General features: G+C 60.6%; 14 protein-coding genes. 8 read left to right on the forward strand and 6 right to left on the reverse strand.

Annotated elements, in window-relative coordinates:
- The first annotated feature begins 10 nt into the window (after positions 1-10).
- Positions 11-814 carry an ABC transporter permease gene (locus TRM7615_RS09480; RefSeq protein WP_108786821.1) on the forward strand — a complete coding sequence of 268 codons (804 nt, stop codon included), beginning with the start codon at positions 11-13 and terminating at the stop codon, positions 812-814.
- Here the strand turns inward: TRM7615_RS09480 and TRM7615_RS09485 are convergent.
- The 3 genes from TRM7615_RS09485 to TRM7615_RS09495 form a co-directional block, all read right to left on the reverse strand.
- Positions 811-2,058 (reverse strand): MFS transporter, encoded by a 1,248-nt coding sequence (locus tag TRM7615_RS09485; protein ID WP_108786823.1) that lies wholly within the window; start codon positions 2,056-2,058, stop codon positions 811-813. The genes TRM7615_RS09480 and TRM7615_RS09485 overlap by 4 nt on opposite strands.
- A gap of 107 nt (positions 2,059-2,165) precedes the next feature.
- Positions 2,166-3,050, reverse strand: a complete 885-nt coding sequence (locus tag TRM7615_RS09490) for a DMT family transporter (RefSeq protein WP_108786825.1) — start codon at positions 3,048-3,050, stop codon at positions 2,166-2,168.
- Positions 3,051-3,124: 74 nt separating this feature from the next.
- Positions 3,125-4,435, reverse strand: a complete 1,311-nt coding sequence (locus TRM7615_RS09495; protein ID WP_235824052.1) for an MFS transporter — start codon at positions 4,433-4,435, stop codon at positions 3,125-3,127.
- 201 nt (positions 4,436-4,636) lie between these two features.
- Between TRM7615_RS09495 and TRM7615_RS09500 the strand changes: the two genes are divergently transcribed.
- The 3 genes from TRM7615_RS09500 to TRM7615_RS09510 all read left to right on the forward strand — a co-directional run bounded on the left by TRM7615_RS09500 (position 4,637) and on the right by TRM7615_RS09510 (position 7,731).
- Positions 4,637-5,824 (forward strand): aspartate aminotransferase family protein, encoded by a 1,188-nt coding sequence (locus tag TRM7615_RS09500; protein ID WP_108787284.1) that lies wholly within the window; start codon positions 4,637-4,639, stop codon positions 5,822-5,824.
- 75 nt (positions 5,825-5,899) lie between these two features.
- Complete coding sequence (gene argF / locus TRM7615_RS09505; protein WP_108786827.1) at positions 5,900-6,826, forward strand: ornithine carbamoyltransferase; 927 nt, start codon at positions 5,900-5,902, stop codon at positions 6,824-6,826.
- A gap of 20 nt (positions 6,827-6,846) precedes the next feature.
- Positions 6,847-7,731 (forward strand): GNAT family N-acetyltransferase, encoded by an 885-nt coding sequence (locus tag TRM7615_RS09510; RefSeq protein ID WP_108786829.1) that lies wholly within the window; start codon positions 6,847-6,849, stop codon positions 7,729-7,731.
- Here TRM7615_RS09510 and TRM7615_RS09515 read toward each other — a convergent pair.
- Entirely contained in the window at positions 7,721-8,647 is a 927-nt protein-coding gene (locus tag TRM7615_RS09515; protein WP_108786831.1) for a LysR family transcriptional regulator, read from the reverse strand. The two genes, TRM7615_RS09510 and TRM7615_RS09515, sit on opposite strands and share 11 nt — an antisense overlap.
- A 112-nt stretch (positions 8,648-8,759) precedes the next feature.
- Here TRM7615_RS09515 and TRM7615_RS09520 point away from each other — a divergent pair, with 112 nt between their 5' ends.
- The gene (locus tag TRM7615_RS09520) at positions 8,760-9,740 is read left to right on the forward strand and encodes a sterol desaturase family protein (protein ID WP_108786833.1); all 981 of its coding nucleotides are present in this window, start codon (positions 8,760-8,762) and stop codon (positions 9,738-9,740) included.
- Between the two features lie 183 nt (positions 9,741-9,923).
- Positions 9,924-10,880, forward strand: coding sequence for a 2-dehydropantoate 2-reductase (locus tag TRM7615_RS09525; protein WP_306417724.1), 957 nt, complete (start codon positions 9,924-9,926; stop codon positions 10,878-10,880).
- A gap of 10 nt (positions 10,881-10,890) precedes the next feature.
- Here TRM7615_RS09525 and TRM7615_RS09530 read toward each other — a convergent pair whose 3' ends face one another.
- Both TRM7615_RS09530 and TRM7615_RS09535 read right to left on the reverse strand, forming a co-directional pair.
- The gene (locus TRM7615_RS09530) at positions 10,891-12,369 is read right to left on the reverse strand and encodes an inorganic phosphate transporter (RefSeq protein WP_108786837.1); all 1,479 of its coding nucleotides are present in this window, start codon (positions 12,367-12,369) and stop codon (positions 10,891-10,893) included.
- A gap of 91 nt (positions 12,370-12,460) precedes the next feature.
- Positions 12,461-12,919 carry an NUDIX hydrolase gene (locus tag TRM7615_RS09535; protein WP_108786839.1) on the reverse strand — a complete coding sequence of 153 codons (459 nt, stop codon included), beginning with the start codon at positions 12,917-12,919 and terminating at the stop codon, positions 12,461-12,463.
- A 162-nt stretch (positions 12,920-13,081) separates the two neighbouring features.
- Here TRM7615_RS09535 and gnd point away from each other — a divergent pair, with 162 nt between their 5' ends.
- Positions 13,082-14,497 (forward strand): NADP-dependent phosphogluconate dehydrogenase, encoded by a 1,416-nt coding sequence (gene gnd / locus TRM7615_RS09540; RefSeq protein WP_108786841.1) that lies wholly within the window; start codon positions 13,082-13,084, stop codon positions 14,495-14,497.
- Positions 14,498-14,506: 9 nt separating this feature from the next.
- Positions 14,507-15,256: an SDR family NAD(P)-dependent oxidoreductase gene (locus TRM7615_RS09545; RefSeq protein ID WP_108786843.1), complete on the forward strand. Its 750-nt coding sequence runs from the start codon at positions 14,507-14,509 to the stop codon at positions 15,254-15,256.
- Positions 15,257-15,278 lie beyond the last annotated feature (22 nt).

The raw sequence follows: 15,278 nt of genomic DNA on the forward strand, positions 1-15,278 counted from the left end.
GGCAGGGCAGATGTCGGATTTCATGGAACTTGGCGAGCGCCGGTTTGGGCGGGTCAACTGGCTGGGTCTTCGGACATTGGCACATCGTGAAACGGCGCGTTTCATGGTAGTTTGGACGCAAACGCTGTTGGCGCCTTTGGTCACGGCCGGCCTGTTCCTGCTGATCTTTACCATTGCCGTAGGCTCCAAACGCGGCGACGTCATGGGTGTGCCCTTTCTGACGTTTCTAGCACCGGGCATTTTGACGATGACTGTGATCCAGAACGCGTTTGCCAATACCTCGTCCTCTATCGTGATTTCCAAGGTGCAGGGCAACATCGTCGATACGCTGATGCCACCGCTGTCGGCCATCGAGCAATTGCTGGGCTATCTGGCGGGGGGCGTGGCGCGCGGGCTGCTGGTTGCAGTTGCCATCAGCGTGGCCTTCGCTCTGGTGCTGGGGATCGTGCCCCAGCACCCTTTGGTTGCGTTGCTGTTTGTGGTGATGGGTGCAACGCTTCTGGGCGCCTTGGGGATTGTCGCGGGCATCTTTGCCAACAAGTTTGACCAGATGGCGGCGATCACCAACTTCATCGTTACGCCCTTGGCCTTTTTGTCGGGCACGTTCTATTCGGTTGAGGCGTTGCCGCCGGTTCTGAACTTGATCAGCCACTTGAACCCGGTGTTCTATCTGATCGACGGTGTCCGTTTTGGCGTCATTGGCGTGTCGGACAGCTCCCCCTGGCTGGGCTTTGCTGTTTGTTCGGGGGCCACAACTGCCGTCTGCCTGCTGGCGTGGTGGATGCTGAAGACGGGGTATCGCTTGAAATCCTAAGCGGCCTCGGCCTGTGGCTGCACCAGCTCGCTGGGCCGCAGGGGCGTCTTGGGCTGTCCCAGGCGGGGGTGCAGACGGGCTGCGATCACCCAGGCAATGGCCAGAGCTGCGCCGCCTGCTGCAAAGATGCCCGCCACCGGGAACACCAGCAACACGGCCCAGGCCGCGCCTGGGGTCAGGATGCCGCTGACGTCCCGGTACGAGCTGTAGACGGCCGACATCTCGGTCCGCTCTGACGGTTTCACGGCCATCAGGAACGGCAGCCCGGCGCAGATATCCAGCACGATCATCCACATCGACCCCACCACCATCACGGCAACGGCCACCCAGGGCATGGGGGACACCAAGGTGGCTGCAACAAAACAAGTAGCCGCCGCCGCAAATCCGATGCGGACAGATTGTTTGACCGACCGGCGCTGCATCCATTTCAGGATCAGGGGCGAGGCGAAGAGCATACCGTTGGTAAATGACAACAGGATGCCACCCAGTTGATCTCCCAACCCGCTCTGAATCGCAAAGATCGGTAGATAAACAACATAGATCCACCAACCGCAGGACCGGATCACGGCAAAAAGCCAGCCAGCAACGAGTCGAGGTTGGGCGAAAAAACGCGGCAGATAGGCCAGTGGGTTGGCTGCCTGACTGCGAGCACGGGCAATCAGTTTGCCGTTGCCGAGCCGCATGGCCCAAAACACCCCAAGCATCACAACAGAGGCAACTGCGGAGATCACAAACGGCGCAGGTGTCCAATAGTCGAGCAGTAAGACACCCGCCATGGGGCCAGCGGTCCAGCCAATGGCGCTGTAGAACATGCGGCTGGTTTCGCATTTTCCCAATTCGATTCGATCAATGTAATCAAGCACATAAGCGTTGAAGCACACAAATGTGGTCACGGCTGCAACCGTATTCAGCCCCAACGCACCGATGACCGCTACAGGTGTGCCGATGATCGCCAACACGGCGGACGCAGTGAACATCAGCGCGCCCGCGGAATAGGCCCATCTGCGCGGCACATAGCGCACCGCATACGGCACCATCAGGCCAGCGATCAGCGACACGATCCCGATCAGGAAATAGATGAACGAGACCGTGCCGGCATCTCCGAGCGTCCGATACATGATCAGCGGAAAGACCGAGATCAGGATGCCGCGCACCACAGCCTCAAGGCCGGCAAGGATACCGAAATCCCGGACAGATGGGGCAGGGGCGTGGCGGACCCATTCGGGAATACGGCGTTCATGCATGGTGGGGGCTCACTTGTCTTTTGAGCCCAGTGTGTATGCTGTGGAATACAGGTCTTTGGGGTTTGCGACATGGGGGTCGCCCGCAGACCCTGCACCAGAAATTTTCTTCAGCGCTTGGCGTGCCGCCCCTCGCGCCAGGCCAGCACCAGCGCCCCGCTCAGGATGATTGCGGCACCGAACAGGCTCACGCTGTCGGGGACAACATCAAAGCTGATAAAGTCGTAAAGGGCGGCAAAGATCAGCGTTGCATAGCTGAACGGCGCCACGAACGAGGCATCCGCCCGCGCCATGCCGTTGACAAAACACGCTTGCGCACAGGCCATCAAGAACCCGACGCCAGCTAGCGCCATCCATTGTTCCGTCGTTGGCATCTGCCAGACCGGCAACACGGCGGCGGTTGCAATGGCCAGGCCCATTGCATTGTTGACGAGCAGGATCTGGAACGGAGATTCCCGCGATGAGAGTTTCTTGATGAAAATCAGTTCCATTCCCATGACCAGCGCCGCACCCAGAGCCAGCAGCGCGGCGGGTTGAAAACTGTCTGGAGTCGGACGGAGGAGAATCAGCGCCCCGAACAGGGCCACAATCGCAGCCCCCCACCGCCAGGGACCGACACGTTCGCCAAGAAGAGGGATCGCCAGAACCATGGCAAAGACCGGGTTCAGGAATGAAATCGCCGTGGCGTCTGCCATTGGGATATAGGCGACACTGGCAAACATCAGCGTCACGCCAGACCAACCAAAGGTCGTGCGCCCAATATGCAGGCCCCAATGCGGGCGTTGCAGGGGGGGGCGAGCGACCGCGACGACGGTGCCAATGGCGATGAATGCAAACATGAAACGACCGTGGCTGATCTGCATGGGATGCAGCGCAGGCCCCAACGTGCCAGTACCAAGCGCCTTTGCCAGCAGCGTCGTGCCTGCGATAAAAGCGGTGGCGGTGAAAATCAGCGCGGCAGCGAGGGCCGGGTTCTGTTTGCGGGGCTCATACATGGCCCTAGCGGTGGACGAGCCGCTTTGGATTGGCAAGCGCGAAAATGTGTGGGGTACAAAGGCAGCAGAGGGCGTTACAGATGCAGCCGTCGCCAGCTGTAAAGCCAGACCATACCCATGCCTAATGCTCCTAGAATGTAGGGCAAACGCAACGCAATTTCGCGCCCCATTGAGGGTTCTACTGCCGAGACGATGGCCCCGCCGATCAAGGCCCCAAACGGCATCATACCCCAGCCAAAGAAGCGATAGAGGCTGTTAACGCGGCCCAACAGGTCATCCGGGATTAGCCGTTGTCGATAAGACACGGTGACCACGTTCCACAGCAGGGCAGCGAACATCTCGGTAAAGAGGGCAAGGGCAACCAGCCAGATAGATGTCGCGAGCCAGATCACGCCCAAGGCGGCGGACAATAAAGCCAGCGCAACCAAGAGGGATTGGCGGCGGCCCAAACGCGCGGCGATGGCAGGGCAGAGCAGCCCGCCGGCAACGCCCCCGGCAGCACCAGCCGTTAGCAGCAGGCCATGCCCGGCAGCACCCAGACCCAGGATTTCCTGGCTGTAGAGGATGAGAATCGTCAGCGTCATAAGCGAGATTGCGTTCATCAGCCCCAGCAGGATTGCCAGTTGCAGGATGACCCGATGTCCCCGCAGCCACGCGATCCCCTCGCGGGCCTCTTCCGCCCAGGAGCGGCGTGTGGGGGCCAGACGCGGTGCAATCGCCATGCACCAGACCAATCCTGCCGCCAGAGCAAAAGTGGCGGCGTCCAACACGAACGGCGCCGGCACAGCCATTGCGATCAGCAACCCGGCCAGCGGCGGCCCAACAAAGGAGCCCATGATCTGCTCGATGCTCCAGATCTGCCCATTTGCGCGTTCCAGTTGATCGGCAGAGACCACCGCAGGCAGCACGGTCTGGGCCGCGTTGTCGCGCAGAACTTCGGCCGAGCCCAGCAAGAAGGCCAGCACCGAAATCGCCGCGATGTAAAGCTCGGCCCGCGCCACCGGAAACTCGGGCGCGCTCAGGATCACGGCCACTACGCCAAAGGTCAGCAGCATCCGCACCATATCGGCCTGTACCATCAGGCGGCGACGATCCATTCGGTCGGTCCACACCCCGGCCGGAATGGAAAACAACAGCCACGGCAGCCGCGTAGCAAAGGCAACCATGGCGATCAGCATCGGATCGCGGGTGATCAAGGTGGCGAGCCAGGGAAAGGCCAGGGCGGATACCCCGTCGCCCAGATTGGAAATGGCAGAAGCGGAAAACAGCAGGCGATAATTGCGCAGGGACCAAAGCGTTGTCATGCTCGCATTGGCGGCCAAATCGCGCAGAACGTCAAGGAGGGTGACAAAATGCAGGCGCTCCCCTGCAAAAGGGGTTTCCAAGCCCCGTTTCCTTCGTTATGGAGCCTTCCTATGATCAAAGTTGCACATATCACCTTGCTCCGACGCCGACGCTTTGCTGCGTAACCGGCCCGTTTGATCCTGCGCGTCTCTTAATCCGCGCGAACCCACCTCAAAATGTTGACGAAACCGCCCTCTGTGTTGCACTGATCGGGCTTCAACTCTTCGAAAAGGATGATCCAGATGATCCCGTCCGTTCTGCCGACCTATAATCGTGCGCCCCTTCAGTTTGTGAAGGGCGAAGGCGCTTGGCTGATCGAGGCGGACGGCCGACGTTTCCTGGATCTGGGCGCAGGTATCGCGGTGAACGCGCTGGGCCATGCCCATCCGGCTCTGGTGCAGGCGTTGACCGATCAGGCGCAGGCCTTGTGGCATGTGTCGAACCTTTACGAGATCCCGCAGCAGCAGGCGCTGGCTGACAAGCTGGTCGAGCATACCTTTGCCGACACGGTGTTCTTTACCAATTCGGGCACCGAGTCTTGCGAATTGGCGGTCAAGATGGCCCGCAAGTACTTCTACGACAAAGGCCAGCCGGAAAAGGTCGAGATCATCACCTTTGACGGCTCGTTCCACGGTCGTTCCTCGGCAGGCATCGCTGCAGCCGGGTCCGAGAAAATGACCAAAGGCTTCGGCCCGCTACTGGGTGGCTTTGTGCATCTGACGTTCGGCGATCTGGATGGCGTGACCAACGCCATTACCGAAAATACCGCCGCTATCATGATCGAACCAGTGCAGGGCGAGGGGGGTATTCGCCCCGTGCCTGACGCCGAACTCAAGGCGCTGCGCCAGATCTGCGACGACAACGGCCTGCTTCTGATCCTGGATGAGGTTCAGTGCGGCGTTGGTCGAACTGGCAAGCTCTTTGCCCATGAATGGGCAGGCATCACGCCTGACATCATGATGGTCGCCAAAGGCATTGGCGGCGGCTTCCCTCTGGGCGCTGTGCTCGCGACAGAAGAGGCGGCATCGGGTATGGTTGCAGGCACGCATGGTTCCACCTACGGCGGCAACCCGCTGGGTTGTGCCGTTGGCTGCGCCGTCATCGACCATGTGGCGAACCCCGACTTCTTGGCCGAAGTGAACCGCAAATCCGGGCTACTGAGGCAAAAGCTCGAAGGGTTGATCGCCGATCACCCCGAGGTGTTCGAAGAAGTGCGCGGATCCGGCATGATGCTGGGGATCAAATGCAAGGCAACCAACATCGACGTGGTGAACGCGGGTTACGACAATCAGGTCGTCACCGTTCCCGCTGCCGACAACGTCATCCGCCTGTTGCCACCGCTGACCCTGACCGAAGACGACATCGCCGAGGCTACGAACCGCCTCGACGCCGCCGCCAAACAGGTTGAAAGCCAGCTGGAAATCGCCTGATCTTTATCTTTTCGAAAATACTCCGGGGGTCCGGGGGCAGCGCCCCCGGCCTTGGCCCAAAAAACAGACAGTGATATGAACCATTTCCTCGACATCCACAAAACCGATGCTGCCGACCTGAGGGGCATCATCGACCAAGCTGCCCAAACCAAAGCCGCGCGCGCAGGCAAACCCAAGGCCGCGCTTGACGAAGATCAACCGCTTAAGGACCGCATGGTCGCGCTGATCTTTGAAAAACCTTCGACCAGGACACGCGTGTCCTTTGATGTGGGCGTGCGCCAGATGGGCGGGCAGACCATGGTTCTGTCTGGCAAGGACATGCAGTTGGGCCACGGCGAAACCATCGCTGACACTGCCCGTGTGCTGTCGCGCTATGTCGACATGATCATGATCCGCACGTTCGACGAAACCGTCCTGACCGAGATGGCGGAGTACGCCAGCGTGCCGGTGATTAACGGTCTGACCGACCGCACGCACCCCTGTCAGATCATGGCCGATGTCCTGACGTTCGAAGAGCACCGCGGCCCGATCAAAGGCAAAAAAGTGGTCTGGACCGGCGACGGCAACAATGTCTGCGCGTCCTTCCTGCATGCCGCTGGTCAGTTCGGGTTCGATTTCACCTTTACGGGTCCGTCGCAGTTCGACCCCGAAGAAGAATTCATGGGGTTTGCCCGCAAGAAGGGCTCCAAGGTCGTGATCGAACGCGATGCGTTCAAAGCTGTCGAGGGTGCCGATCTGATCGTGGCCGACACCTGGGTGTCCATGCATGACGCGCAATCCGCCAAGGAACGTCGTCATAACATGTTGCGCCCCTATCAGGTCAACGCCGAGCTCATGTCTCATGCCAAACCCGACGCGCTGTTCATGCATTGCCTTCCTGCACACCGCGAGGAGGAGGCGACATCCGAAGTGATGGACGGCCCGAACTCGGTAATCTTTGACGAGGCCGAAAACCGCCTGCACGCGCAAAAAGCCATCATGCGCTGGTGCCTGGGCACCTAAGCCAAACTAAGGAAAACATCATGACTGTGCAGCTCGTGCTGAACGCGCTGCCGGGAGCCTATGCGGTGACCCGGCGCGCGCCCGATATGCCTGTGCCTGAATGGGTAAAGGGCAAGGGGCTGGTGAGTGTTACTCAAGCCCCCGATGAAACCTCGATCCTGTGCCTTGAGGACCGAGTGCCCGCAACCGAGCAAAGCTCAGGCGGCTGGCAGGCAGTACAGGTTTCCAACCTGGTCGATTTGGATGTACCCGGCGTTGTTCTCTCGGCGGTGCGGCCGATTTCCCAGGCCGGTTTGGGTGTCTTTGTCACCTCGACCTTTGATCGCGACTATCTGCTGGTGCGTGCCGCAGAAAACGTCGCCGCGCAAATGGCCTGGATCAGGGCAGGGCATCACTATTGCGATGGCAAGGTGACCTACCGTTTGGCAATGCCTTCCGATGGTGAGGCGCTGGCCCAGGTCCATTTCGAAACTTGGCAGGAAACCTATGCCAAGATCGCCCCGCCCGAGGTGCGTCTCGCTCTGAATCTGGCTCATCGCAATCGGTATTGGCAGGCCCGACTAGAGACAAACGCGCCGACGCTGGTGGCCGAGGTTGGTGGACGTATCATAGGCCTGTGCGCCTTGTCTGGATGCGCGGCAGAGGTGGACCACCTCTATGTCGTGAACTCCGCCCGCGGGTCCGGGATTGGGGCGCATCTGTTGCGGCAGGCCCAAAACATGTCCGCGAATGCGGGCAATGCACAGGTGACACTGGCTGTTGTCAATGAAAACACCCTAGCGATCGGGTTTTATGCTGCGCAGGGCGGTAGCGTCGTGGCTGAAAAGCAAGACAAGGGGCCGCTGTGGAAATCCGACAACCTGATCTTTGGCTGGCCTGCGGCGAAACAGGCCCCTACCGGGTGATCAGGGCGCGTGCTTCAGGTCCGGCGAACCATTCGTGCAACTGGTCCTGAAACACCTGTACCAAGCGGCGCGGAGAGCCAGCTGCCCGCCCCGTGACCAGATGCAGGGGCTCTCCATCGATCAACGGCAAAGCCTGCACCAGGTCACCCCCATAACTCTGCTGTGTGCGGGGCCGCATGTTCAGAACGGCCACGCCAGCGCCCGCGCCAACCAGCGAGCGCACCATCTCGACGCTTGTGCAAGTGGCGGCGACCCGCGGCGTGACCCCGGCGGCCCGCAGCAGGCGGCGAACATAGGCCCCGGCCACGGGCAGGTCGAGCAGGACCAGGGGCACGTTGTGCAAATCGGACAAACCCAGCTCTGACCTTGTACTCAGCTCGTGTCCGTCGGGGGCAAGCACATAAGGCGGCAGATCCATCAGTGGGCGCGTGTCCACACCGGCCAAAAGCTCGTCTCCCGCGAAAATGGCCACATCCAGCGTGCCATCCAAAAGCCCAGATTGCGCCGTGATATTGTCGCATTCCTGCAAATTGAATCTCAAATCAGGGCTTTCACTGCTCAGATTTTGCAAGATATGCGGCAAAAACGCCGGAGCGACAGGTGCATAGTAGCCAATGTGCAGTGTGCCACGCAAACCCTGGTTCAGGGCATAGCCCTGCTGCATGACGTCTGAATACTCTTCGATCAGCGGCTTGATCCGGGCTGCCAAAGCTCGCCCTGCGGGAGTCGCCGTAATGCCGCGGGCGCGGGCGCGGACCAGCAATGTGGCGCCAAACTCCGCCTCGACCCGGTCGATGGCCGAGGCAATGGCCGACGGAGCCACATTCAATACCTCCGCCGCACCGGTGATCGATCCGCAGTCGACAGCGACTGAATAGGCCCGCAGCAATCGGAGAGACAGGCGAAGATCGTCCATCGTTCCCTTCCTCACAAAATCAGATGTTATTGGTCAATTAGTTCTGTTTTTCAGGTTTAAAGGGACGTGACATGCTGGGTCAACGCAATTGAGCAACCAACAAAGGCCCGCCATGTCCGATCGTCCAAAGCTGCCCGGCTGGGCGCATACCCCTGATGTGCCTATTGCGGTCTCGCCGTTTTTCAGCTGGCCGCCAAATCCGGCGCGCATGGTACAGTGGCTTGCCGTGCGGTGGCTGGGGGTGGCGGAAAACGTGCTTGTGCTGCTGATCGCATTCATCAGCTGGACCTGGCTAACACCAGCAATTGAGCGGATGGCGGTGCTGTCGCTCGACTGGATCGCGCTGATCTGGTTACGCAATCTCGGGCTGATGGCACTGGTGGCAGGTGGGCTGCATCTGTTCTTTTTCCGCGCCCGAAAGCAGGGCGAACGGCTCAAGTTCGATCCGCGCCCCTTGGCGGGAAAAGGCAAGCAGTTCACCTTTGCCAATCAGGTGCACGACAACATGTTTTGGACACTGGTCAGCGGGGTCGGATGCTGGACCTTCTTCGAAGTGCTGATGTTTCATGGCATAGCTCGGGGCTGGGTCCTCATGCTTGTCCCCTCGGAACATCCCGTTCTGTTTGTGCTCTTTTTCCTGCTCACTCCGGTCTGGATCTCGTTCCATTTCTACTGGATCCACAGGGCGTTGCATTGGGGGCCGCTCTATCGTCTGGCCCACGCTTTGCACCACCGAAACGTCAATGTAGGCCCCTGGTCGGGGCTGTCGATGCATCCCGTCGAGGCGTTTTTCTTCTTCACTTCGATCCTGATCCATTTGCTGGTTCCTGCCCATCCACTACACATCCTGTTCCACTTGCAACATCAGGGGCTGACTGCGGCAACGTCGCACACAGGGTTCGAAAGCCTTTTGGTAAAGGACCGCAAAGCGCTGGCGCTCGGGACGTTCCACCACCAGATGCATCACAGGTATTTCGAAGTGAACTACGGCAACCTGGAAATGCCCTGGGACAAGTGGTTCGGCTCGTTTCACGATGGCACGCCCGAGGCGCATGCACGCCTTAAAGAGCGCAGGCAAAGACGGGCAGGCTGACGGCGCAGATGGACGCGACCGCGCCGAGCGACAAGCGAGGCGCCCGGCCCAACGGAGCAAGAGCCCGCCAGGGCATGCAGCGAGGGCGGGAGTACCCCCGGACATGTCGCATGGTCACGGTTGCCTCTCTGCCCCGTCGGTCGCAAGATCATCCAGAGGGGAGAGATCGGGATGTGTATTGTCATGGCAGGAGCCGGAAGTATCGGCTGTTTCACAGGGGGGCTGTTGGCTGCGGCTGGCCATCCTGTCACGCTGTTGGGGCGGGCTCGCATTCTTGATCTGATCCGCGAGCATGGCCTGACGGTTTCGGATTTCTCGGGGTTGGAGCAGGTGGTGCAAGCCGATCAATTGGGTCTGAGTGATGACCCGAGCTGTCTTGCCCAAGCGAATCTGGTGATCGTGACTGTCAAATCCGGCGCGACAGAGGAGATGGCGCGCCTGATTGCCAAATACGCACCAGCAGACGCTCCGGTCCTGTCGTGGCAAAACGGGATCGAAAATGCGGCCACCTTGCGCGCCATATTGCCCGGCCGGGCTGTACGCGCAGGTATGGTTCCGTTCAATGTTGTCCCCTCGGACGCGGGCTTTCACCGGGCCACATCCGGGGACATCGTGATCGAGCAGGGCCCGGGCGATCTGGGAAATACCCTGAGCGTGCCGCATCTGGCCGTGACCGAAAGCGACCGGATCGAAGCGGTGCAATGGGGCAAGCTGGTGATCAACCTCAACAACGCGTTGAATGCGCTCAGCGGTCTGACCTTGCAGGAACAACTCCTGGATCGTGACTGGCGCCGGGTAATGGCGGACCAGATGACCGAGGCGCTGAAAGTGCTGCAGCGTTCAGGCTTGGATGTGGCCTCAACCACGCCTCTGCCTGCCTGGATGACGCCGCACATCCTGCGTCTGCCGACGCCTCTGTTCAGCCGGATTGCGGCCAAGATGCTGACGATCGACCCCACCGCGCGGACGTCGATGGCTTATGATGTGATGGCGGGGCGTCCGACCGAGATTGACAGTTTGCAGGGCGAGATCATGCGTTTGGGGCAGCAAGCTGGCGTGGCCACCCCGATCTGCAGCAGGGTGGCCAAACTGATCGAAACGGCAGAGCCTCCGCTGACGGCAAGCGACGTCAGGGGCTAGCTTGTCCGGATCACAGCATCAGCGAGAGCAGCCAGAAGATGCTGGCCGACATGAGCGCAGCGGCGGGCACCGTGATGACCCAAGCCGCAATGATCGTCATGAAATGCGACCGGCGAACCAGCTTGCGGCGGCGGCGTTCCTCGCGCGCAATGCGTCTTTCCACTGGGCGATTGGCGCTGGATTTCTGCAGTCGGCGCTCCATGTGCCACTCACGATAAAAACCCACGCCAAACACGCCGCCGACGGCGATATGGGTTGAGCTGACCGGCAAGCCCAACCAGCTTGCGACGATTACGGTGATCGCGGCGGACAGGGCAACGCAATAGGCGCGCATTGGGTTCAGCTTGGTGATCTGACTGCCTACCATGCGGATCAGTTTGGGTCCAAACAGGAACAGGCCGAACGAGATGCCAAAGGCTCCGATGACCATGACCCAGGTCGGGATTGCAACTTTGGATGCAAAGTCTCCGAATTCGGTGGCGTGTACAATGGCGGCCAGAGGGCCAACAGCATTGGCCACGTCGTTGGCGCCATGGGCAAAGCTGAGGAGGGCAGCGGAGACGACCAAAGGCAGGCCAAAAAGCGTTTTGACCGATTTGTTTCGGTTCTCCAACCCCTCGGATTGACGGCGGATCAGGGGCACGCAGAGTGCCCAAATCGCCAGACCGCCAAAAACCCCGATCAACAGGGCGATCTCCAGCTCAATCTTTACAATCCGCTTGAGGCCCTTGACTGCGAGATAGGCGGAAAAGGCACCCGCCATCACGCCCACCAGGATCGGGACCCAGCGGCGCGAAGCTGCAATTTTGTCTTCCTGATACAGGATGCGGGCCTTGATCAACGCCAGAAATGCAGCAGCAATGGCGCCACCCAGAACGGGTGAGATCACCCAGCTTGCAGCAATCTTGCCCATGGTTGGCCAACTGACGGCGGCCATGCCAGCGGCTGCGATGCCTGCCCCCATGACACCACCGACGACCGAATGGGTGGTGGAAACCGGTGCGCCCACCCACGTGGCCAGATTGACCCACAAGGCAGACGAGATCAGCGCCGCCATCATCGCCCAGATGAAAATCTCGGTGCTTTGCATACCGGACGGGTCGATGATCCCTTTGGATATGGTCGAGACAACGTCCCCACCTGCGAGCAGAGCCCCGGCGCTTTCTGCAATGGCGGCAATGGCAATGGCGCCGCCCATGGTCAGCGCGTTGGCCCCCACAGCGGGGCCCATGTTGTTGGCAACATCATTGGCGCCGATGTTGATCGCCATATAGGCGCCAAAGGCGGCGGCCGCCGCAATGATCAGGCTCCCGGATGTGGTGCCGAATGCCAGCATGGCAACCAAGGCAGCAATCACCATGAACGCCAACGCAATCCCTGGCCCAACCAGGGGTCGCGCAACATAGGCGGTCGCCATCTCAACTCGCGATATGCGGTTCAAGTCGCGATCAAGTGTCGTCCATTTGTTGCTGTTTTCTGCGTCAGCCATTTGTCTGCCGTCTATTGTGAGTGTCGCGCGGCCAATTAGAGGCTGCATGCGACAGGCGCAAGTCGGCTGCCATAAAACAGTCGTGAAACTGTTACAAATCGAGCAAAATGGCCTGCAATTGGGGTTCTCGTACCAGCTTTGCGGCCTCTTTGGGGGGCACCCACCGGCGCTCGCGTTGACCAACCTCGGGGTAGTCATCCGCCAGCTTTGACACTTCGATCCGATAGACTTCGGTTTCGACCGGAACGGCCAGGCCGTTGCCCTTTATCTTGTCATAGCTGTAACGCCCGACTGGATCTTTGTGGGTTTGTGTGCCCTGAACACCGGCTTCTTCCCAAGCTTCCTGCAATGCAGTCTCTGGACCATTGAGCCCATCAATCGGCCATCCCTTGGGTACGATCCAGCGCCCGGTGCCGCGGCTGGTGATCAGCAGAACCTCTTTCCCGGCCGCGCCATCACGCGTGCACAGTGCCGCCACCTGCACCCGTTTGGGGCGCAGGAAAAAAGGTCTCACAACCTCTTCCCAGGCTTTGATCAGTGCATCTGTCATGGTTCACGCTCGATCATGCTGCATTCTGTCACAGCAGTTCCAAAGGAATATAGGGAATGCAGCATTACTTACAATGCCCATTATTTGTTCGACTTTTCGGCGTCTTGCGTCTGTCGCGGGGATGGCGCACCTTTGTCGGGCTGAGTTGGTAAGAGGTGGTGCATGGCACAACAACAGGCGGAGGCGTCGGCGGGGACCCAAGTGCAGGTCGGGGTGTATGGTCTGGGAACGATGGGCAGCGCCCTGGCGTTGAACCTCGCGGACAAGGGCATTCGCATCGCCGTCAGCAACCGCGAGGCAGACTGGATCGACCCGTTTCTGGAGGAGGCCGGCCCGCTGTCGTCGCGCATCACCGGCGCGGCCGATTTAGGCAATTTTGTCGCCGCGCTTGCCTCGCCTCGGGTGATCATCTTGATGATCCCGTCCGGTGCGCCCGTGGATGACATGCTTGCCCAATTGTCCCCCTTGCTGAATCCGGATGATACGGTCGTTGATGCGGGCAACGCAGACTTCAATGAAACCCGCCGCAGAACGGCTCAGGCCAAGACGTTCCATTTTGTTGGTATGGGTGTCTCGGGCGGCGAAGAGGGCGCACGCCACGGCCCGTCGATGATGGTTGGTGGTTCCGATCACAGTTGGCAGCAGTTGCAACCAATCCTTGAACCCATTGCGGCCGAGTTCCAGGGCGATCCCTGTGTGGCCCATGTGGGCACGGATGGGGCGGGGCATTTCGTCAAGACGGTGCACAATGGCATCGAATATGCCGACATGCAGATGATTGCCGAGGTCTATGGCGTGCTGCGCGATGGACAGGGCTGGGAGGCCCCGCAGATTGGCGCGCTGTTTGCGAACTGGAGCGCGGGCAAGCTGGCGTCATTCCTGGTCGAAACCACCGCCAAGGTGCTGCACGTGACCGATACTGACAGCGGCAAGCCACTGGTCGATGTGATCAGGGATCAGGCCGGGCAAAAGGGCACCGGCCGCTGGACGGTGATCGAAGCGTTGAAGCTGGGCCAATCCGCAAGCGCGATTGAGGCCGCTGTTGGCGCGCGTGCCTGGTCGTCGGCGAAGTCCGCGCGACTGGCCGCGGCGACGCAGTTTCCGGGCGTGGGACAGGTGGAGCTGGATCCGGCTACACTGGAAAACGCGCTCTTTGCCGGTCGCGTGTTGGCGCACCTGCAAGGGTTCGAGGTTCTGCGCGCGGCCTCGGCCGAGTTTGACTGGTCATTGGATTTGGCCCGTATTGCCGAGATTTGGCGGGCGGGCTGCATCATCCGCTCCAGCCTGCTGGATGAATTGGCGCCGCTGCTGCGTAAGACGCCTCAACGGCCGGTCTTGCTGGCGGATGGGATGGCCGAGTTGTTGGCGCCCGCGATCCCGGCTTTGCGGCAGGTGGTGGGGACGGCGGTTGCGGCTGGACTTCCGGTTCCGGCCTTGTCAGCGGGACTGGCGTGGTTCGACACGGCGCGTCAGGGCACTGGCACGGCCAACCTGATTCAGGCGCAGCGGGATGCCTTTGGGGTACACGGATTCGAGCGTATGGACATGCCGGGCAAACATCATGGCGATTGGGGATAGAGACGGAGAATGAAAACTGCATTGATAACCGGCGCCGCGCGCGGCATCGGGCTGGCAACTTCACGGCAACTGACGGAACAGGGCTGGCGGGTGATCATGCTGGATCGTGATGCCGAAGCTCTGGCCGAGGCCGTTCACAGCGTCGAAGGGGCAGTGGCCTGTGAGGCGGATGTCTCAATCCCCGAGGATGCCACGCGCGTTGCCGATTGGCTGGGGGCTGAATTCGGGCGTCTGGACGGGTTGGTGAATAACGCAGGTGTGGCTGATTTCGGCCCGATCCGCGAAACCAGTTTCGAGCGGTGGAAGACCGTCATGGCAACCAACTTGGACGGGCCGTTTCTGATGACGCAGGCGCTGACCGGGCTGTTGGCCGAGGGTGATGGCGGCGCGGTGGTCAACATCACCTCGATCTCGGGCCTGCGCGCGTCAACCTTGCGGGTGGCCTATGGGACGTCCAAGGCGGGGCTGGCGCAGTTGACCTTGCAGCAGGCCGCGGAATTGGGCGAGCTTGGCATCCGTGTCAACGCCGTGGCACCGGGACCGGTGAACACCAAGCTGGCGCTGGCCGTGCACACGCCCGACATCCGCGCGGCCTATCACGATGCCATTCCTTTGAACCGCTATGGTAGCGAGGATGAGATTGCCGCGGCCATCACCTTCCTGCTGAGCGACAAGGCGAGTTACATCACCGGCCAGATCCTGGCAGCTGATGGCGGGTTTCAGGCAACCGGGATCGGTTTGCCAAGCTTGCGCCCGTAGCGCTCCCGCCCGTCGGGACATG

It is taken from the genome of Falsiruegeria mediterranea M17 (assembly GCF_900302455.1).
Classification (GTDB): Bacteria; Pseudomonadota; Alphaproteobacteria; order Rhodobacterales; family Rhodobacteraceae; genus Falsiruegeria; species Falsiruegeria mediterranea.